Here is a 17,602-nt window from a genome sequence, read left to right as displayed (position 1 = left end):
GCCATGACGACATTTTCACAAGACGAACGCCTCGCGGTACTCACCACCGAGCTGGGCAAAGACATCCTCGTGCTCAACCGTTTTGACGGTGAGGATTTCATGAACGGTCTGTTCGAGTACCGCGTGCACGCCTTTGCCCCGGACCCGTCCATTGATTTCGACGCGCTGATGGGCACCCACGCCACCATCGAAATTGACGGCGCCAAGGGCATGCAAGCCTTTGACGGCATCATCACCGAAGCCCGCTGGCGCGGACAGGGGCCCAATGGCTGGGAATACGAACTGGTGCTGCGTCCTTGGCTGTGGCTGCTTGGCAAACGCCGCAATCAACGCATTTTCCACGGCATGACCGCGGTCGCCATCATCGAAGAGGTGCTAGCGGATTACGCGCACCTCGGATCGCCGCATTTTGAAACCGCGCTGTTCAACAACTACGCGGACCTGGAATATACCGTCCAATACCGCGAAAGCGATCTGAGCTTTGTCCGGCGCATCATGGAACGGTTCGGGATGAGCTTTCACTTTTCCCACGAACCCGGCAACCACAAGATGGTCATCACCGACCATGTGAACGGGCATGACAACGTGGTCACCCTGCCGTTCTACCCGATTGTCGAAAACCATCAGACGAACGAAGAACATATCTGGCTTTGGGAACCACAGCGGCGCGTGACCACCGGTGTCATCCGCCTGACCGACTATAATTTCAAATCACCCACCGCGACGATGGAAACCAATTTCGAAGGTGACGCGACTTATGCGAACGGGATGATCGAAAGCTATGACTACCCGGGCGATTACCTCACCCAGGGGCAAGGCAATGCGATGTCGCGCCTGCGGGTCAATCAGGAACGCGGTGGCGACGCGCGGTTCCGGGCCGAGGGCGACTGCGCCATGCTGACCCCGGGCAAGGTGTTCACCTTGCAGGGCGGCGATGACTGCCCCGGGACCGGCGCCGATTATGTGTGCCTGTCTGCGCGGTATTCCTGCATTGGCCAATCCTACGCGACAGGCGGCAAGAGCGCCGACACCAAGGCGTTTCAGGCGCACTACACCCTCAGCCCGGTCACGGCGCCAATGATCCCGCCACGCGCCACACCCCTGCCGATTGTGCAGGGTCCGCAGACCGCTGTCGTTGTCGGCGCAGAGGGAGAGGAGATTGATTGCGACGAATACGGGCGCATCCTCGTGCAGTTCCATTGGGATCTGTACGGCGCATATTCCATGCGCTGCCGGGTCAGCCAGAACTGGGCCGGGAAGGGCTGGGGCGGGATGATCATCCCGCGTTTGGGCATGGAGGTCGTGGTCGAGTTCCTCGAAGGCGACCCGGACAAGCCGCTGGTGACAGGCTGTGTCTATAACGGCAAGAACGACGTGCCCTACCCCCTGCCCGACAACAAGACCCGCTCGACCTTCAAAACCGACAGCCACAAAAGCGATGGCTACAACGAATTCCGGTTCGAGGACGCGACCGGGGCGGAGGAAATCTTTATCCACGCGCAAAAGGACCGCAACGAACGCACCCTGCACAACCACACCGAACGGGTGGACAACAACTGGGTGCAGTCGGTCGGCCACAACAAGTCGCTCGAAATCCAGAACGATCACAAGGAGCAGATCGGCGGCAACATGGACCTGACCATCGGGCCGCAGTCCATGGGTTCCGTGGTCAAGGCCATCAACGATATCCGCGACTACACCTCCCTGCCGTCTCTGGCCGAAGGGCTGGGCAAACTGGGCGGCATCATCCAAGGCGAAGGCAACTATAACCAGACCGTGCAAATGGCCAAGACGGTGATCGTCGGCACCAATGAAAGCGTCACGGTCGGTATCAATGCCAAGCGCGAAGTGGGCATCGAGATCGCCGACAAGGTGGGCGTCAAGCACAGCTTTGACGTGGGCAAGACGTCCGACATCAAAGTGGGCAAGGCGCAGACGATGACGGTGGGCAAGACGATGTCCATCGACGTGGGCGACGAGTTGAATATCAAGGTCGGGAAATCGCAGCTGAACATGAAAAAGGACGGCACGATCACGCTGACCTGCAAGGATCTCAAGGTCAAAGCCTCGTCCAAGATCCAGGGCAAGGCCAGCGGCCCGATTTCGTTCAAAGGCTCGAAAATCGATCTGAACTAGCGTCCGGCTTGGCCATATCACGGACCGGTCGGACACCGTTCCGGCCCTTGCCCTGTCGCGCAGCGATGTGTCAGCGTGCGGACCCGTCGGCACCGCAGCGGATTATCAAATTTCCTCGAAAGGACCTGCTTTGCTGTGCGCTGTGGTCTGTCGCGGGATGCGCGCTCATACTGCGGAACGCACACAGAACTCGGACCTGTCATGCCACCAAAATACTTCGCCCCGCATGGGGGACATCCCGGTCAGGATCAGCTTTTGACCGACCGCGCCGTGTTCACGGACGCCTACGCGGTGATCCCAAAGGGCACGATGCGCGATATCGTGACCAGTTTCCTGCCATTCTGGGATAACACCCGGCTATGGGTTCTGGCGCGTCCGTTGACCGGCTTTGCCGAAACCTTTTCGCATTACATCATGGAAGTGGCACCGGGAGGTGGGTCCGACCGGCCCGAAGTAGACCCTTTGGCCCAAGCGGTGCTGTTTGTGGTTGAGGGTAGCCTTGCGCTCACTCTGGGGGGCAACGTGCATGAGCTGCATCCCGGTGGCTATGCGTATCTTCCCGCGGGCACGGATTGGAGCGTGCGCAACACGGGCGAGGCATCGGTGCGGTTCCACTGGATCCGCAAGATTTATGACGCGGTCGACGGGTTGGATGCGCCCGACGTGATCATCACGAACGAACAGGACGTGGCGCCCACACCAATGCCCGGCACAGACGGGAAATGGGCGACGACCCGCTTTGTCGATCCGTCTGACATGCGGCATGACATGCACGTCACCGTCGTCACCTTCGAACCCGGCGCAGTCATCCCCTTTGCCGAAACGCATGTGATGGAACACGGTCTGTACGTGCTGGAAGGCAAGGCGGTCTACCGCCTGAACCAGGATTGGGTCGAGGTGGAGGCGGGCGATTACATGTGGCTGCGGGCGTTCTGTCCACAGGCCTGCTATGCGGGAGGCCCGGGTCGGTTCCGCTATTTGCTCTATAAGGACGTGAACCGGCACATGGACCTGCGACGCCTCCGCTGATCACAAGGCGGCGGCATCCCCTCCGATGGCTTCGGTCAACGCATGTGCCGCGTCGATCACGGCCCGGCTCAGCCGGTCGATCGCATCGGGTTGCACCCGGCTTGTGGGCCCCGACACGGAAATGCCTGCCACTGGTTCGCGGTTCACATCAAACACCGGCGCAGCAATGCACCGCATGCCGATGTTCTTTTCCTCACCGTCGATGGCAAATCCGCGTGCCCGCACATCGGCCAGTGCCGCCGCCAGCGCGTCGCGCTCCAACAGGGTGTGTTTGGTGAACCGCACCGGCGGGTGATCCTTGTACCATCGGTCAAAGCGGTCGGCATCCATCTGCGCCAGCAGGGCCTTCCCGATGCCAGAGGCATGCATTTGCGACAGCGTGCCGGGTGGAAAGAACGCGCGGATGCTCTCGTGCGTTTCGACCTGGCTCAGGAACAGGACCATACCGCCCTTTTCCACGCCCAGGTTTGCCGTCTCGCCCGTGGCTTCCATCAGCTTGCGCAGGATCGGGCGCGCGCGCTCCACCAGGCTGGTCCGGCGCAGGAATCGCGCACCAATGACAAAAGCTCGTGGGCCCACGTTCCAGACCTGTTCTTCGGCGTCAAACTCCACCAGCCCCCTGCCCTCGAGCGTGACCAGAATCCGATAGACGGTCGCGGGGGACTGCCCCGTTTCGGCTGCGAGCGTGGTGAGCGGCTTGCCCTGCGCTTCGCTCAGATGCTCGAACACCTCCATCGCCCGGTCGAGGGATTTGATCGTGTTCTGTGCCGTTTTGTCATGCCAGTCGCGAGGCCGTCCCCGTGCGCGTCGGCCTGCCGATTCTGTGCTTTTCTGGCCGTCCATGGAGTGTGCCCTGCCAATATTTGAAATCCTATTTCATATTATGAAAAACGTAAGCCGCTGACAATAAGTCATTTTACCAATCCGCCCCAAAATGAAAAACGATTTCAAAAAAGTTTCACTGCGTCCGCGCCTTCGCTAACGTTGCGGCACCCTGACGGAGGAGACGGACATGAGCTTTCAAAACCCAGTATTCATTCCGGGACCGACCAACATTCCCGAAGTGCTGCGCAAAGCCTGCGACATGCCCACGATTGATCACCGCTCACCGCTTTTTGGCAGCATCCTGCACCCGGCGCGGGACGGCGTGCGGCAGGTCCTGAAATCCGCATCAGCCGAAGTGTTCATCTTTCCGGCCACCGGAACGGGTGGCTGGGAAACAGCGCTGACCAACACGCTGAGCGCGGGGGACAAAGTTCTGGCCGCGCGCAACGGCATGTTTTCGCATCGCTGGATCGACATGTGCCAGCGCCACAATCTTGAGGTTGAGGTGGTGGAAACCCACTGGGGCGATGGTCTGCCAGCGGAGCGCTACGCCGAGATCCTGAAGGCGGACAGCAACCACCGGATCAAGGCCGTGCTTGCCACCCATAACGAGACTGCAACCGGCGTAGTGTCAGACATCGGTGCGGTGCGCCGCGCTCTGGACGATGCCGGTCACCCCGCACTTTTGTTCGTGGACGGCGTGTCGTCCATCGGGTCGATGGATTTCCGGTTTGACGACTGGGGCGTGGATGTGGCCGTCACCGGGTCGCAAAAAGGCTTCATGCTGCCTGCGGGGCTGGCCATTGTGGGCTTTAGCGAACGGGCGATGGCCGCGACCAAGACGGCGAGCCTGCCGCGCACGTTCTTTGATGTGCACGACATGGCGCAGGGCTACGCCAACAGCGCCTATCCATACACGCCCTCCGTCGGTCTGCTGAACGGGTTGAACCAGGCCTGCACCATGCTGTTGTCAGAGGGTCTCGACGCCGTGTTCGCGCGTCACACACGGATTGCAAATGGCGTCCGTGCGGCAGTGTCTGCATGGGGGCTGGACCTCTGCGCCACCTCGCCAAACGTCTACTCCAACACGGTCAGTGCGATCTGCACGCCCGAAGGCTTTAACGCCACGGATATCGTGACGCACGCGGCAGAGACCTATGGCGTCGCGTTCGGTGTGGGCCTCGGAGAGGTTGCGGGCAAGGTGTTCCGCATCGGCCACCTGGGCAGTCTCACCGACGTCATGATGCTCAGCGGGATTGCCACGGCAGAGATGTGCATGGCCGATCTCGGGTTCGACATCACGTTGGGATCGGGCGTCGCGGCGGCGCAGGATGTCTATCGCACCGCACCTGCCACCTTGATCAAGGACGCTGCATGATGAAGGATTTCGTCGACACTCTCCCGACCTATGACGACATGCTGGCCGCGCATGAACGGATCAAGCCGCATATCCGGCGCACCCCGGTCCGCACATCGGATTTCCTCAACGAAATGACCGGCGCGCAGTTGTTTTTCAAATGCGAGAACTTTCAGGAACCCGGTGCGTTCAAGGTGCGCGGCGCGACCAATGCCGTGTTCGGTCTGGACGAAAATCAGGCGCGCAAGGGTGTGGCGACGCATTCGTCCGGCAACCATGCGTCCTGCCTGTCCTATGCGGCGATGCGACGCGGCATTCCGTGCAACGTGGTGATGCCCAGGACCGCCCCCCAGGCCAAGAAGGACACCGTGCGCCGGTACGGTGGGGTGATCACGGAGTGCGAGCCCTCCACCACCTCGCGCGAGGAAACATTTGCGCGGGTCGCGGCAGAAACCGGCGGTGACTTTGTCCACCCTTACAACGATCCACGCGTCATTGCGGGCCAAGGCACCTGTTCCAAGGAATTCGTGGAACAGACCGACGGCCTCGACATTTGCATGGCTCCGATCGGGGGCGGCGGCATGGTGTCTGGCACATGCCTGACACTGTCGACCCTCGCACCAGAGACGCAGATCATCGCGGCAGAACCAGCGCAGGCGGACGACGCCATGCGCAGTTTCAAGGCAGGCTACGTCATTGCCGATGACGCACCCAAGACAATCGCCGACGGCCTGCTGGTCCCGCTGAAGGAACGCACATGGCATTTCGTGTCGAACCACGTGACGGATATCCTCACGGCGTCCGAGGACGAAATTATCGCAGCGATGAAGCTGACGTGGAAGCACCTGCGCATCGTGATGGAACCTTCCTCGGCGGTGCCCCTCGCCACCATCCTCAAGAACCCGGAACGCTTCGCGGGCAAACGCGTGGGCGTAATCATCACCGGCGGCAATGTCGATCTCGACACGCTGCCCTGGACACAGAATTGACCTCAGGGAGTCTGGACCATGAAAGACATGAATTACGATCAACTCGATGTGGGTTTTGACGTGCCTGCCGTGCCCGGCATGGACGAAGCGGACATTCAGACGCCTGCGCTGGTGCTCGACCTGGATGCGCTTGAACGCAACATCAAGAAAATGGGCGACTACGCCAAGGCGCACGGCATGCGTCACCGCGTGCACGGCAAGATGCACAAATCCGTGGATGTCGCCAAGCTGCAGGAACGTCTGGGCGGCGCGGTTGGTGTCTGCTGCCAGAAGGTGTCAGAGGCCGAAGTGTTCGCCCGTGGCGGCATCAAGGATGTGCTGGTGTCCAATCAGGTGCGCGACCCGCGCAAGATTGACCGCCTCGCGCAACTGCCCAAACTGGGGGCGCGCACCATCGTCTGTGTCGATGACATCGAAAATGTGCCAGACCTGTCCGAGGCGGCCGTGCGCCACGGCACCACCATCGAATGCTTTATCGAAATGGATGTGGGCGCGGGCCGCTGTGGTGTGATCGGCGCCGAAAACGTCCTGACCATCGCCAAGGCGATTGATGCGGCCCAAGGGCTCAAGTTCACCGGCATTCAGGCCTATCAGGGCGCGATGCAGCACATGGACAGCTATGACGATCGCAAGGCCAAGATCGACGCGGCCGTCGCCATGGTGCAAGAGGCAATCGACCTGCTGGAACCTGCGGGGCTGAAGCCCGAACTGGTGTCTGGCGGTGGCACGGGCAGCTACTACTTCGAGAGCAACTCGGGCGTGTTCAACGAACTGCAATGCGGGTCCTATGCGTTCATGGACGCCGACTATGGCCGTATCCTCGACAAGGACGGGAACCGCATTGATCAGGGCGAATGGGAGAATGCGTTCTTCCTGCTGACCTCGGTGATGAGCCATGCAAAGGCCGACAAGGCGATTGTGGATGCAGGCCTCAAGGCGCAGTCGGTCGACAGCGGCCTGCCGGTGATCTTTGGACGTACGGATGTGGAATACGTCAAATGCTCGGACGAGCATGGCGTGGTGGCGGACCCGGGCGGCGTGCTCAAGGTGAATGACAAGCTGTGGCTGGTCCCCGGTCACTGCGATCCGACCGCGAACGTACATGACTGGTATGTCGGCGTGCGCAACGGCGTTGTCGAAACCGTCTGGCCGGTATCGGCGCGCGGCAAGGCATACTGACCCCCCCCCACTGCACAACGTCCCGGCGTCGCCCTGACGCCGGGAGAAGCCGCCCGGGAGACGGCCTGCCCAACGGGCCGTCACCCGGGCGCATGACTTTTTGACGACTGGAGCCACCCTTATGTTGATCGTACCCGAACGCGAGATTGCCGACCTGATGACCCGCGACGCCGCATTTGACGCGGTGGAAAAGGTATTCGCCGCAATGGCAGCGCAAGACGCGTATAACTTTCCCGTCGTGCGTGAAGCGATTGGCCACGAAGACGCGCTCTATGGGTTCAAGGGCGGGTTCGACCGGGCGGGCCTGACCCTCGGACTGAAGGCAGGCGGATACTGGCCCAACAATCTGGAAAAGCGCGGCGAGATCAATCACCAATCCACCGTGTTCCTCTTTGATCCGGACACCGGCAAGGCCAGGGCGATGGTCGGTGGCAACCTGTTGACCGCGTTGCGGACGGCGGCGGCCTCTGCGGTGTCCATCAAACATCTGGCGCGCAAGGACGCCCGTGTGCTGGGCATGATCGGCGCGGGGCATCAGGCGACGTTCCAACTGCGCGCCGCACTGGAACAACGTGACTTTGAAAAGGTGATCGCGTGGAATTACCACCCGGACATGCTGCCCAATATCGAAAAGGTTGCGACAGAGGCCGGTGTGCCGTTCGAGGCGGTGGATTTGCCGGACATGACGGCGGCGGATGTCATCATCTCGATCACCTCGGCCTTTGCGCCGTCGCTGATGGCGGATCACGTCAGCCCCGGCACACACATCGCCTGTATGGGCACCGACACAAAGGGCAAGCAGGAGGTCGAAGCCGCCCTGCTGGCCCGGGCGACCGTGTTCACCGACGAGGTTGCGCAATCCGTGTCCATCGGCGAGGCGCAGCATGCCGTTGCCGCAGGTTTGATTGCCGAGACGGACGTGCACCAGATCGGCGCCGTCATTAACGGCACACACCCCGGACGCGCCTCGGACGAGGACATCACGCTGTTCGACGGCACGGGCGTCGGGTTGCAGGACCTCGCGGTGGCGGCCCGTGTCGTTGATCTGGCCGTGGCACAGGGAATCGCGATAGAGGTCGATTTCTGAACATCGAACCAAGGCGGCCAAAGCATGAAGATCTTTATCAACGGGTTTGGCCGTATCGGGCGCACGATCCTGCGCCAGGTTTTACAGTCGGGTGACAGCATTGAAATTGTCGGGATCAACGATATCGCGTCGCTGGACAGTTGCGTTTACCTGTTCCGCTACGACAGCGTGTTCGGGCCTTTTGCAGGTGAGGTTGTAGGCACGGATGGCGCGTTGCAGGTCGATGGCACCCGCATCCCGTTCACCAACGCGCCGGATATCTCTGGCCTTGATCTGACGGGTGTTGACCTTGTTCTGGAATGCACCGGAACGGCCAAAACGCGGGAGGTGGCGAAACGTGGACTGACCGCGGGCGCGCGCGCGGTGCTGATCTCCGGCCCGTCGGATGCGGCAGATCGGACCGTCGTGTTGGGCGCGAATGACGCGGCACTGGGCGATGCGCGGATCGTGTCCAATGCCTCCTGCACGACCAACGCCATTGCACCGCTTCTGAGTGTGCTGGACGCACGGCTCGGGATCGAGCGGGGGCACATCACGACCATCCATTGCTATACCGGCAGCCAGCCTACGGTGGACATGCCCGGCCCCAGCTTTGAACGCAGCCGTGCGGCGGCAGTGTCCATGGTTCCAACCAGCACAAGCGCCGCCGGTCAGATCGCCCATATCCTGCCCGACATGCAGGACCGACTGAGCGTGACGGCTGTGCGCGTCCCCTGCATCAGCGTGTCGGCGGTGGATGCGACGTTCCAGTTGCGGAGATTGCCGGACGATCCGATTGATATGTTTCTGCGCGACGCAGTAGAGGCCACCGGCGTGATGCACGCCACGGATGATGCCTGTGTCTCCACCGATATGCGTGCGCGGCCGGAATCGCTGGTGCTGGCGCTGCGGGAAACGCAGGTGATACAACCTGCGCAGCTGCGGGTGTTTGGCTGGTACGACAATGAATGGGGCTTTTCCGCGCGGATGATCGATATGGCGCGGCGCATGGTGGCGCGCCCCTGACCAAGTGAGGCCCCCGCACGTGATATGCGAGGGCCCAGATGTTTCATCGGTCGGCGGTCAGCCCTTGAGCGAACCTTCGCCATGACCGGACAGGCCGCCCGACACTTCTTCGGTCGCCTCATCCGACAGTTCTTCGGGCAGGATCAGGTTCAGCACGATGGCAATCAGCGCCGCTGGCAGCAGGCCGGAGGTCAGCAGGATCTTGAGCGTCCCGTCCAGATACGTGAGCGCGTCGGGTTCCTGTTGCAGGCCAAGACCCACCGACAGCGCAATCGCAAAGATCACCATGTTGCGCCGGTTCCAGTCCACGTCCGACAACATCGAGATACCGGCGGCCACGACCATGCCGAACATGACGATCACACCGCCGCCCAGCACTTCGATCGGGATCGAGGAGACGACCGCGCCCACCTTGGGGATCAGGCCCGCAGCGATCAGGAACAGCGCGCCGATGGTGACCACGTGACGGCTCATGACGCCGGTCATCGCGATCAGTCCGACATTCTGGCTGAAGGATGTGTTGGGCAGCGCGCCAAACAGACCCGACAGGGCGGACCCCACACCATCGGCATAAGTCGCGCCTTCGATCTCCTTGTCGGTCGCCTCGCGGCCCGCACCGCCCTTGGTGATACCCGACACGTCGCCCACGGTCTCAACCGCCGACACGAACGCCATCAGACAGAAACCGATGATCGCCGCCGCCGTGAATTCCACGCCAAAGTGCAACGGGTTCGGCAGGGCGAAGGATGCCGCGCGCCCGACATTGGCAAGGCTGACCTCACCCATTGCGAAAGCCACCGCATACCCTGCGAGCAGGCCGATCAGGACCGCCGACACCGACAGCATCCCACGGGCAAAGAACTTGAGCCCCAGCGTGACCACGATCACGATACCGGCCATGAACCAGTTGATCATCGACCCGTATTCCTCGGCCCCGGACATCTTGGCTGGCACGCCGCCGGCGGCATACTGAATGCCGACCTTGACCAGCGCGAGGCCGATCATCGTCACGACCAGACCCGTTACCAGCGGCGGCAGGGCGAACCGGATCTTGCCGATGAAAAGGCCGAGGATCGCATGGAAGATGCCGCCGACGATGACACCGCCCATCACAACGGCAATCGCATCGACCCCCTTGCCCGCGACAAGCGGGATCATGATCGGGATAAATGCAAAGGATGTGCCCTGCACAATCGGCAACCGTGCGCCAACAGGCCCCAGCGTGATCGTCTGCAACAGCGTCGCAACGCCCGCGAAGAACATCGACATCTGGATCATGTAGATCATCTGCGGGAAATCGGGCGAGTTCGAGCCGAACCCGAATCCCGCCGCGCCGCAAATGATGATCGCGGGCGTTACGTTCGACACGAACATGGCCAGCACGTGCTGAATGCCGAGCGGCACCGCCTTGGCCAGAGGTGGGGTGTAATCCGGATCGCGGAGCTGGTCCGGCGTTCCGAGCGAAATATCAGCCATTGTTATGTCCCTTCATGTTGTCATCCCCGCGCGTTTGGTTCTTTGGCTGGCACGACCGAATACGGGGTGTCGAACCAGTGTTCCTCGAGGTTCGGACCTGTCCCGATCCGGTCCACAACCGCAAACAGCCCCGGCGCGCAAAGCGGGGTGAGAACCCCGTGCCAGGTGCCTTTGTGAAAATTGATCGCCTGTCCCGGCGCCGTGTGAAAGGCGCGCGGCGCACCCGGCTGCCCGCCTGCATCCGGCGCCACGATGACCAGAAAGCCGTCCATGCTCATGGGAATAAACGCCTGTGACCCGTCCGGGTGGCGCTCCATCATGTCGAGGGTCAGCGGCAGGCTGCGCGGCTCCGCCCTAAACAGGCTGAGACCCGCGCGCCCGTCGGAAAACTCCATCTTTGCGCGGTCATGATAGCGCCCGCAGAGCCCCTGATTGATGATCTTGTCCGCGTCCCCCATGGCCTCCATCACATCACCGAAGGGGGCAAATGCATCCCCGTCCATCGGCTCTATGATGATCACACGGCTCATGTGGCGAACATGTCTTCCAGCCGCAGTTCCGCAATCCGCTCCACCTGGCGGCAGGCTTCGGTGAATTCGGTGTCGCGGTCATTGTCGATGCGACGCCGGAACGCGGCGAGGATCGTCGCCTTGGTGTTGTCCTTGACCGCGATGATGAACGGGAACCCGAATTTGGCGGTGTAGGCTTCGTTCAGGGCGGTGAATGTCGCGCGCTCTTCATCCGTGAGCATATCGAGGCCCGCGCCCGCCTGTTCCGCCGTGCTTTCCGCCGTCAGCCGTCCCGCCGCCGCCAGCTTGCCCGCAAGGTCCGGATGCGCGTTCAGCACCGCAAGCCGCCGGTCCGCGTCCGCCGACCGGAACACCCGCGCCAGCGCCGAATGCACACCGGCAGCCGTGTCATGTGTCGGCCCCAGTTCCAGCGCATGCGCACCTTCGGCAATCCAGGGGCTGTGTTCAAAGATGCCGCCAAAGGTCGCCACGAACGCATCGCGGTCCATTTCGGACGGGCGCTCCTGCGTCACCGGCGGATGTGTCTGCGCCCAATGTTCCGCAATTTGCAGACGGGTGGCGAACCACACATCCGCATGGCTCCGGAAATAGTCGATGGCGCGTTGCAGTGCAGCCGCCCGGCTGGGCCGCCCGATCAGGCGACAATGCAGGCCGATGGACATCATCTTGGGCGTACCCGTCTGCCCTTCGGCATACAGAACATCAAATGCGTCCCGTAGCATCTGTTCGAACTGCGCCCCATCGGTGAACCCCGCCTGAATCGCGAACCGCATGTCGTTGCAATCCATGGTGTAGGGCACCACGAGCTGATCCCGGTCGCCGTAGCGCACCCAATAGGGCAGGTCGTCCGCATAACTGTCCGCGACATAGGCAAACTGCCCCGTTTCCGCGATCAGCCGTTCGGTGTTTTCGGAACAGCGCCCGGTGTACCAGCCGCGCGGTGCGTCCCCCATTACCTCGGTGTGCAGGCGGATCGCTTGGGCAATCTGCGCACGCTCGGCGTCCTCGGACATGTCCTTGTGTTCGATCCACTTCAGCCCGTGGCTCGCGATTTCCCAGCCGGACGCTTTCATCGCCTTGACCTGCTCCGGCGCGCGGGCCAGCGCGGTTGCAACGCCGTAGACCGTGACCGGCAGGTCCTCCAGCATGCGGTGCACACGCCAGAACCCGGCGCGTGCGCCATATTCGTAAAGCGATTCCATGTTCCAGTGCCGTTGCCCGGGCCATGGATGCGCGCCAGTGATCTCGGACAGGAACGCTTCGGATGCGGGGTCGCCATGCAGCACACAGTTTTCCCCGCCCTCTTCGTAATTCAGCACGATCTGCACCGCGATCTTGGCCCCGCCCGGCCAATTGGCGGCAGGGGGCGTCTTGCCGTATCCGGTCATGTCGCGCGGGTATCGCTGCACAAGGAGCCTCTTTCCTGAGTTGGCCATGTGTATTCCAGAAAAATGGAACCGTTTATCAAGATATTTTTGAAGGACTGTTTCACCCTTGCAGGTTTGCCCCCACATGCGCGAGGACCGATGATGCAGTCAGCCTAAAAATGCATCGGAGATGAAAATGGCAGGATATTTGACGACCCATGTGCTCGACACGGCACGCGGCGTACCGGCCAAGGGCCTGAAAATCGAACTGTTCCGCATCGACGGCGATGCACGTACCGCTCTGAAAACCCTTGTCACGAATGACGACGGGCGCACCGATGAACAGATCCTGCCCGCCGATCAATTTGCCACCGGCACTTATGAGCTGGTGTTTCACGCCGGGGCCTATCTCGACGCCAGCGGCACGCCGCCCGAAGACCCGCGTTTCCTCGACGTGATCCCGATCCGCTTTGGCATGTCGGAGGCGTCGCATTACCACGTGCCGCTTCTCCTGTCCCCGTTTGGCTATTCGACCTACCGGGGCAGCTGATCCATGGCCCACGGTCTCAGTCACATCACCTTCATCGTGCGCGATCTCGACAGGATGGAGGAGATGCTGACCACTGTGCTGGATGCCCGCAAGGTCTATGACAGCGGCGAAGCGACCTTTTCCCTGTCGCGGGAACGATTCTTTGACATCGGCGGTGTGTGGGTCGCGACGATGGAGGGCGAACCGCTGGCCGAGCGGACCTATAACCACGTCGCCTTTCAAATGGGAGCGGACGAATATGACGACCGGCTGGCGCGTATCCGGGCGCTTGGTCTGGAGGTGCGCGAAGGGCGCGCACGGGTCGAGGGCGAAGGCCATTCGATCTACTTCTATGACCACGACAACCACATGTTTGAACTGCACAGCGGCACGCTCGAAGAACGTCTCGAGCGGTATTCGAGGGGCTAGACGCTATCCCGATACGGCCTGTTCGATCCGTTCGATCATGAACTCCATGAACAGCCGCGTTTTCGGGTCCTGCCCCCGCCGGTGGGTATACAGGCACGCCATCTGGATCGGTTCGGGCGGGGTGTCTTGACCCACCACCACCAAGCGCCCCGCTCCGAGGTGGCCCGCCACCTCGAACATCGGTTTGATCGCGATGCCATGCCCGGCCAATGCCCAATCGGTCAGCACATCCCCATCATCGGATTCGTAGCGGCCCGACACCCGGAATCGCTTGGGACCGTCCGCCGTCACCAGCGGCCACTGGAATTCTGTGGCCCCAGGAAACCGCAGGTTCAGGCATTCGTGCCCCTGCGCCACAATCTCTTCCCCCGACCGCGGCGCACCCCGGACCGCAACATAGGACGGTGCCGCACAGAGCACCCGTTCCACATCCGCAATCTTGCGGATGCGCAAGGTGCTGTCCTCGGGCTGACCCAGAAAGAACGAGAGGTCGAGCCCCTCCGTTGTCAAATCCACCCGCCGGTCCGTCAGGCGCAGGCGCACCGCCACCTCCGGGTATTTCGCGATGAACGCGGGCACATGCGGTGCAATCAGCCGCCGCCCCACTCCAAGCGGGGCCGCCACGAACAGCGACCCCTTGGGATTGTCGGTCAGGTTGGCCACATTGGCCTCGGCATGTTCCACGGCATCCAGCACACTGCACGCGCCACCGTAGAATGCCTTGCCCTGCTCGGTCGGCGTCAGGTTCCGCGTTGTCCGCTGGAACAGACGCACGCTCAGATGATCTTCCAGCTGCGAGATACGCGCCGACGTCACCGCCGGCGATATCCGCAGATCCCGCCCCGCCGCCGACATGCTGCCAAGCTCATAGACACGGACAAACGTGCGGATATTGTCGAGATAGGACATTATTCGGATATTTTTGATGCTGTTTGGCCTTACCGCGCAATACCAGAACAATCACCGCCCGACTAGGGTACCGCCAGACACATCCGCGGAGGCACGACATGTATGATCTTCTGGTCCTGTGGGATTGGGTCGGCTTTGCCGTGCGCTGGCTGCATGTGGTCACGGCCATGGCGTGGATCGGGGCCAGCTTCTACTTCATCGCGCTGGACCTGATGCTGAAACCCGCCGATGACATGCCCGAAGGTGCCTATGGCGAGGAATGGGAGGTGCATGGCGGCGGGTTCTACCACACCACCAAATACCTCGTGGCTCCGGCCAGGCTGCCCGAGCATCTGACGTGGCACAAATGGCAAAGCTACAGCACCTGGCTGTCCGGGGCGGCACTGCTCGCCATCATCTACTGGGTCGGAGGGGAGATTTACCTGCTTGACCCGACCAAGGCCGATCTGGCCCTGTGGCAGGGCATCGTGATCTCGGGCGGGTCGCTCACCATTGGTTGGCTCGCCTATGATGCGATGTGCAAATCACGGCTGAGCGAGACGCCCACGCTTCTGATGCTGATGCTTTTTGCGATCCTCGTGGCGATGTCCTGGGGCTATAACCAGATTTTCACCGGGCGCGCCGCGCTTCTGCACCTGGGCGCGTTCACGGCGACGATCATGACCGCAAACGTGTTCTTCCAGATCATGCCGAACCAGCGGATCGTTGTGGCCGACCTCAAGGCCGGGCGCACGCCCGACGCCAAATATGGGAAAATTGCCAAGGTGCGGTCGACGCACAACAACTACCTCACGCTGCCGGTTGTCTTCCTGATGCTCAGCAATCATTACCCGCTGGCCTTTGCCACCGAATATGCGTGGATCATTGCCAGCCTGATATTTTTGACGGGCGTGACCATCCGGCATTACTTCAACACGATGCACGCGACCGGGAAAGGACCGCACTGGACCTGGGGTGTGACCGCGCTGTTGATGATCCTCATCGCGTGGTTGTCGATTGCGCCCATGCGCGACACTGATGAAGAGGCGCGACCGCTGACCGCCTTTGAACAACGCTTCGCCTCGGCCGAGGGGTTTGAGGCCGCTTACAACACCGTGCTGGGCAATTGTTCGATGTGCCATGCGCGCGAGCCGTCTTTCAGTGACCACATGCTCTGGCCGCCCAAGGGCGTGGTCCTGGAAACCGAAGCAGACGTCGCCCGCCACGCGCAGGCGATTTTCCTGCAGGCCGGGGTCAGCCACGCCATGCCACCGCCCAACGCGGTCGCGACGATGACGGACGAAAACCGCCGCGCCATCGTCGCGTGGTACAGGGACGCAACGCGCGGCACGCCATAGCCGCCAGATTATGCAATCATCTGGTGGTCAAAGCCGTACCATGCCGCCGGATCAAGCACGGCCTCGGGCGTCAGGGCTTGGCCGATCATCGCGTACATCTGACTGTCGATACGGTGCCCCTGCGGTCCCCTGCCCCGACCCGGCACATAGGTGCGCCCGTGGCGTTCCATCCACATTTCCCAAATGCGGTCGACATTGCAGTGGTTGAGGAAAAAGGCGGGGTCATTGGGCGAGGTGCCCGGCCCCATGTCGCCCCCGATCCACGTGTGCACCCGGTTGTGCAGCTGCGGGCCATCCACCCACCCTTCGAGGACATTACGGTGACTGGTGACGTCCATGTTCCACGGGCTGACGTCATAATCCGGTTGCGCCAACGCTGCATCCACCTGTGCCTGCGTCGGCAAGTCCGGCCATCTCGGGTCTGTGCCCGCCTCGCGAAAAATGGGGCGCGGGGTCACGGACACAACCGCGCGCCGCCGGGCATCCGCGACAAGCCGGACCTGCATCTGACCGACGGGACCGCTGCGCACCCGCCCGCGTGCCTCGCCGATATAGGCGGGTGACCAGAGGTCTGTGCGCCACTGGTCCTGCGCGCGGAGCGCGCCGTCCGCGGCCCAGTCCCAATAGGGCAAACCAAAGTCCGGATCGCCCAACACGTCCTGACACGCCTCTTCGAGCCGGATCATGTACATGCGGTGCCACGGCAGGAAGATCGGCCCGCTATGGGCGGCATTCCCGACCGACAGGTTGAGGTTCATCGCCAGCACATGCCAAAAGACAAAGATGTCATATCGCGACAGCTCCTGATCCTGCCCGCGCATCGTCAGCGGCAGGTTGTTGTCCCGCAAATATCGCGCAAGGTCACGCGCCCACACACCCGAATTCGGTGTGTCGAGCATGACCATCGCATTCAGAAATGCGTCACGGACGGCGTGACTGGCCAGGATGTTCTCACGGATACCGGTCATCAGTGATGCCCTCCGTGCGTATCATCTGCGTCAGGATCCGATCCCAGATCGTCATGCGCATACCGGATGAGCCGTTCGGCATCGACGATCGACTTCGCCATCTCCAACGCTGACTTGAACGCGTAGTTGGGCAGCCCGTGACAATGCACCGTCCCGTCATCCATCACCATTGTGTGCACGGTGAGTGGGGTATCATCAATCTCGATCCGGTAGGTGGTGCGCACCTTTATCTTGTGCCCCCGGTGATGGGTCGTGCGGGTTGATGTAAAACTGTGCGGATGGTCATGATGGCCACCGCCCGGTTTGTATCCGCTTGGAGCTTCGAAACTGGCGGGATCAAGGACGGCATCCACCGCCCCGGGAGCTTTGCCTGAATTGGCCATGGGACTCTCCTGCTTATGAATTCTGTGCGCGTCCGCCCCGGCTGGGGAAGGCGCGGCAGAAAATGCG

17 protein-coding genes are annotated in these 17,602 nt (G+C 61.9%); 10 read left to right on the top strand and 7 right to left on the bottom strand.

What is annotated here, in order from left to right:
• Window positions 1-3 precede the first annotated feature (3 nt).
• Window positions 4-2,136 carry a type VI secretion system Vgr family protein gene (locus tag ACERHN_RS12225; protein WP_415919304.1) on the top strand — a complete coding sequence of 711 codons (2,133 nt, stop codon included), beginning with the start codon at window positions 4-6 and terminating at the stop codon, window positions 2,134-2,136.
• A 201-nt stretch (window positions 2,137-2,337) separates the two neighbouring features.
• On the top strand, window positions 2,338-3,165 hold the full coding sequence (locus ACERHN_RS12220; RefSeq protein ID WP_415919303.1) for a bifunctional allantoicase/(S)-ureidoglycine aminohydrolase: 828 nt from the start codon (window positions 2,338-2,340) through the stop codon (window positions 3,163-3,165).
• On the opposite strand, the gene bhcR is transcribed toward ACERHN_RS12220, so the two are convergent.
• Entirely contained in the window at window positions 3,166-4,008 is an 843-nt protein-coding gene (gene bhcR, locus ACERHN_RS12215) for an HTH-type transcriptional regulator BhcR (protein ID WP_415919302.1), read from the bottom strand.
• A gap of 169 nt (window positions 4,009-4,177) precedes the next feature.
• On the opposite strand from bhcR, the gene bhcA reads away from it, so the two are divergent.
• The 5 genes from bhcA to ACERHN_RS12190 all read left to right on the top strand — a co-directional run bounded on the left by bhcA (window position 4,178) and on the right by ACERHN_RS12190 (window position 9,607).
• Entirely contained in the window at window positions 4,178-5,368 is a 1,191-nt protein-coding gene (gene bhcA / locus ACERHN_RS12210) for an L-aspartate--glyoxylate aminotransferase BhcA (protein ID WP_415919301.1), read from the top strand.
• Complete coding sequence (gene bhcB / locus ACERHN_RS12205; protein ID WP_415922733.1) at window positions 5,368-6,336, top strand: beta-hydroxyaspartate dehydratase BhcB; 969 nt, start codon at window positions 5,368-5,370, stop codon at window positions 6,334-6,336. The genes bhcA and bhcB overlap by 1 nt, the downstream gene beginning before the upstream one ends.
• Window positions 6,337-6,354: 18 nt before the next feature.
• On the top strand, window positions 6,355-7,515 hold the full coding sequence (gene bhcC / locus ACERHN_RS12200) for a 3-hydroxy-D-aspartate aldolase BhcC (protein ID WP_415919300.1): 1,161 nt from the start codon (window positions 6,355-6,357) through the stop codon (window positions 7,513-7,515).
• A 121-nt stretch (window positions 7,516-7,636) separates the two neighbouring features.
• Window positions 7,637-8,602 carry an iminosuccinate reductase BhcD gene (bhcD, locus tag ACERHN_RS12195; RefSeq protein WP_415919299.1) on the top strand — a complete coding sequence of 322 codons (966 nt, stop codon included), beginning with the start codon at window positions 7,637-7,639 and terminating at the stop codon, window positions 8,600-8,602.
• Window positions 8,603-8,626: 24 nt separating this feature from the next.
• Window positions 8,627-9,607 (top strand): type I glyceraldehyde-3-phosphate dehydrogenase, encoded by a 981-nt coding sequence (locus ACERHN_RS12190; RefSeq protein WP_415919298.1) that lies wholly within the window; start codon window positions 8,627-8,629, stop codon window positions 9,605-9,607.
• A 57-nt stretch (window positions 9,608-9,664) separates the two neighbouring features.
• Here ACERHN_RS12190 and ACERHN_RS12185 read toward each other — a convergent pair whose 3' ends face one another.
• Genes ACERHN_RS12185 through puuE form a run of 3 tightly spaced genes read right to left on the bottom strand, consistent with a single transcriptional unit; the run spans window position 9,665 to window position 13,022 of the window.
• The gene (locus ACERHN_RS12185; protein WP_415919297.1) at window positions 9,665-11,083 is read right to left on the bottom strand and encodes a uracil-xanthine permease family protein; all 1,419 of its coding nucleotides are present in this window, start codon (window positions 11,081-11,083) and stop codon (window positions 9,665-9,667) included.
• A 20-nt stretch (window positions 11,084-11,103) separates the two neighbouring features.
• Window positions 11,104-11,613: an ureidoglycolate lyase gene (locus ACERHN_RS12180; RefSeq protein WP_415919296.1), complete on the bottom strand. Its 510-nt coding sequence runs from the start codon at window positions 11,611-11,613 to the stop codon at window positions 11,104-11,106.
• Entirely contained in the window at window positions 11,610-13,022 is a 1,413-nt protein-coding gene (gene puuE, locus ACERHN_RS12175) for an allantoinase PuuE (protein ID WP_415919295.1), read from the bottom strand. The genes ACERHN_RS12180 and puuE overlap by 4 nt, the downstream gene beginning before the upstream one ends.
• Window positions 13,023-13,176: 154 nt before the next feature.
• On the opposite strand from puuE, the gene uraH reads away from it, so the two are divergent.
• Both uraH and fosX read left to right on the top strand, forming a co-directional pair.
• On the top strand, window positions 13,177-13,530 hold the full coding sequence (uraH, locus tag ACERHN_RS12170) for a hydroxyisourate hydrolase (protein WP_415919294.1): 354 nt from the start codon (window positions 13,177-13,179) through the stop codon (window positions 13,528-13,530).
• Between the two features lie 3 nt (window positions 13,531-13,533).
• Complete coding sequence (gene fosX, locus ACERHN_RS12165; RefSeq protein WP_415919293.1) at window positions 13,534-13,938, top strand: FosX/FosE/FosI family fosfomycin resistance hydrolase; 405 nt, start codon at window positions 13,534-13,536, stop codon at window positions 13,936-13,938.
• 3 nt (window positions 13,939-13,941) lie between these two features.
• On the opposite strand, the gene ACERHN_RS12160 is transcribed toward fosX, so the two are convergent.
• Complete coding sequence (locus ACERHN_RS12160; protein ID WP_415919292.1) at window positions 13,942-14,847, bottom strand: LysR family transcriptional regulator; 906 nt, start codon at window positions 14,845-14,847, stop codon at window positions 13,942-13,944.
• A gap of 98 nt (window positions 14,848-14,945) precedes the next feature.
• Between ACERHN_RS12160 and ACERHN_RS12155 the strand changes: the two genes are divergently transcribed.
• Window positions 14,946-16,184, top strand: coding sequence for a urate hydroxylase PuuD (locus ACERHN_RS12155; protein ID WP_415919291.1), 1,239 nt, complete (start codon window positions 14,946-14,948; stop codon window positions 16,182-16,184).
• 8 nt (window positions 16,185-16,192) lie between these two features.
• Here ACERHN_RS12155 and ACERHN_RS12150 read toward each other — a convergent pair whose 3' ends face one another.
• Both ACERHN_RS12150 and ACERHN_RS12145 read right to left on the bottom strand, forming a co-directional pair.
• Window positions 16,193-17,152 (bottom strand): tyrosinase family protein, encoded by a 960-nt coding sequence (locus tag ACERHN_RS12150; RefSeq protein WP_415919290.1) that lies wholly within the window; start codon window positions 17,150-17,152, stop codon window positions 16,193-16,195.
• The gene (locus tag ACERHN_RS12145) at window positions 17,152-17,535 is read right to left on the bottom strand and encodes a hypothetical protein (protein WP_415919289.1); all 384 of its coding nucleotides are present in this window, start codon (window positions 17,533-17,535) and stop codon (window positions 17,152-17,154) included. The genes ACERHN_RS12150 and ACERHN_RS12145 overlap by 1 nt, the downstream gene beginning before the upstream one ends.
• Between the last annotated feature and the right edge of the window lie 67 nt (window positions 17,536-17,602).

Source organism: Tateyamaria rhodophyticola (assembly GCF_047777875.1).
Classification (GTDB): Bacteria; Pseudomonadota; Alphaproteobacteria; order Rhodobacterales; family Rhodobacteraceae; genus Tateyamaria.
Note: the sequence above shows the minus strand (reverse complement) of the source record. Positions and strands in the feature narration are given on the sequence as shown.

Bases quoted from the DNA above. Each gene is read 5' to 3' on its own strand.
- ACERHN_RS12225 (WP_415919304.1), top strand. From the start codon at position 4: ATGACGACATTTTCACAAGACGAACGCCTCGCGGTACTCACCACCGAG.
- ACERHN_RS12220 (WP_415919303.1), top strand. From the start codon at position 2,338: ATGCCACCAAAATACTTCGCCCCGCATGGGGGACATCCCGGTCAGGAT.
- bhcR (WP_415919302.1), bottom strand. From the start codon at position 4,008: ATGGACGGCCAGAAAAGCACAGAATCGGCAGGCCGACGCGCACGGGGA.
- bhcA (WP_415919301.1), top strand. From the start codon at position 4,178: ATGAGCTTTCAAAACCCAGTATTCATTCCGGGACCGACCAACATTCCC.
- bhcB (WP_415922733.1), top strand. From the start codon at position 5,368: ATGAAGGATTTCGTCGACACTCTCCCGACCTATGACGACATGCTGGCC.
- bhcC (WP_415919300.1), top strand. From the start codon at position 6,355: ATGAAAGACATGAATTACGATCAACTCGATGTGGGTTTTGACGTGCCT.
- bhcD (WP_415919299.1), top strand. From the start codon at position 7,637: ATGTTGATCGTACCCGAACGCGAGATTGCCGACCTGATGACCCGCGAC.
- ACERHN_RS12190 (WP_415919298.1), top strand. From the start codon at position 8,627: ATGAAGATCTTTATCAACGGGTTTGGCCGTATCGGGCGCACGATCCTG.
- ACERHN_RS12185 (WP_415919297.1), bottom strand. From the start codon at position 11,083: ATGGCTGATATTTCGCTCGGAACGCCGGACCAGCTCCGCGATCCGGAT.
- ACERHN_RS12180 (WP_415919296.1), bottom strand. From the start codon at position 11,613: ATGAGCCGTGTGATCATCATAGAGCCGATGGACGGGGATGCATTTGCC.
- uraH (WP_415919294.1), top strand. From the start codon at position 13,177: ATGGCAGGATATTTGACGACCCATGTGCTCGACACGGCACGCGGCGTA.
- fosX (WP_415919293.1), top strand. From the start codon at position 13,534: ATGGCCCACGGTCTCAGTCACATCACCTTCATCGTGCGCGATCTCGAC.
- ACERHN_RS12160 (WP_415919292.1), bottom strand. From the start codon at position 14,847: ATGTCCTATCTCGACAATATCCGCACGTTTGTCCGTGTCTATGAGCTT.
- ACERHN_RS12155 (WP_415919291.1), top strand. From the start codon at position 14,946: ATGTATGATCTTCTGGTCCTGTGGGATTGGGTCGGCTTTGCCGTGCGC.
- ACERHN_RS12150 (WP_415919290.1), bottom strand. From the start codon at position 17,152: ATGACCGGTATCCGTGAGAACATCCTGGCCAGTCACGCCGTCCGTGAC.
- ACERHN_RS12145 (WP_415919289.1), bottom strand. From the start codon at position 17,535: ATGGCCAATTCAGGCAAAGCTCCCGGGGCGGTGGATGCCGTCCTTGAT.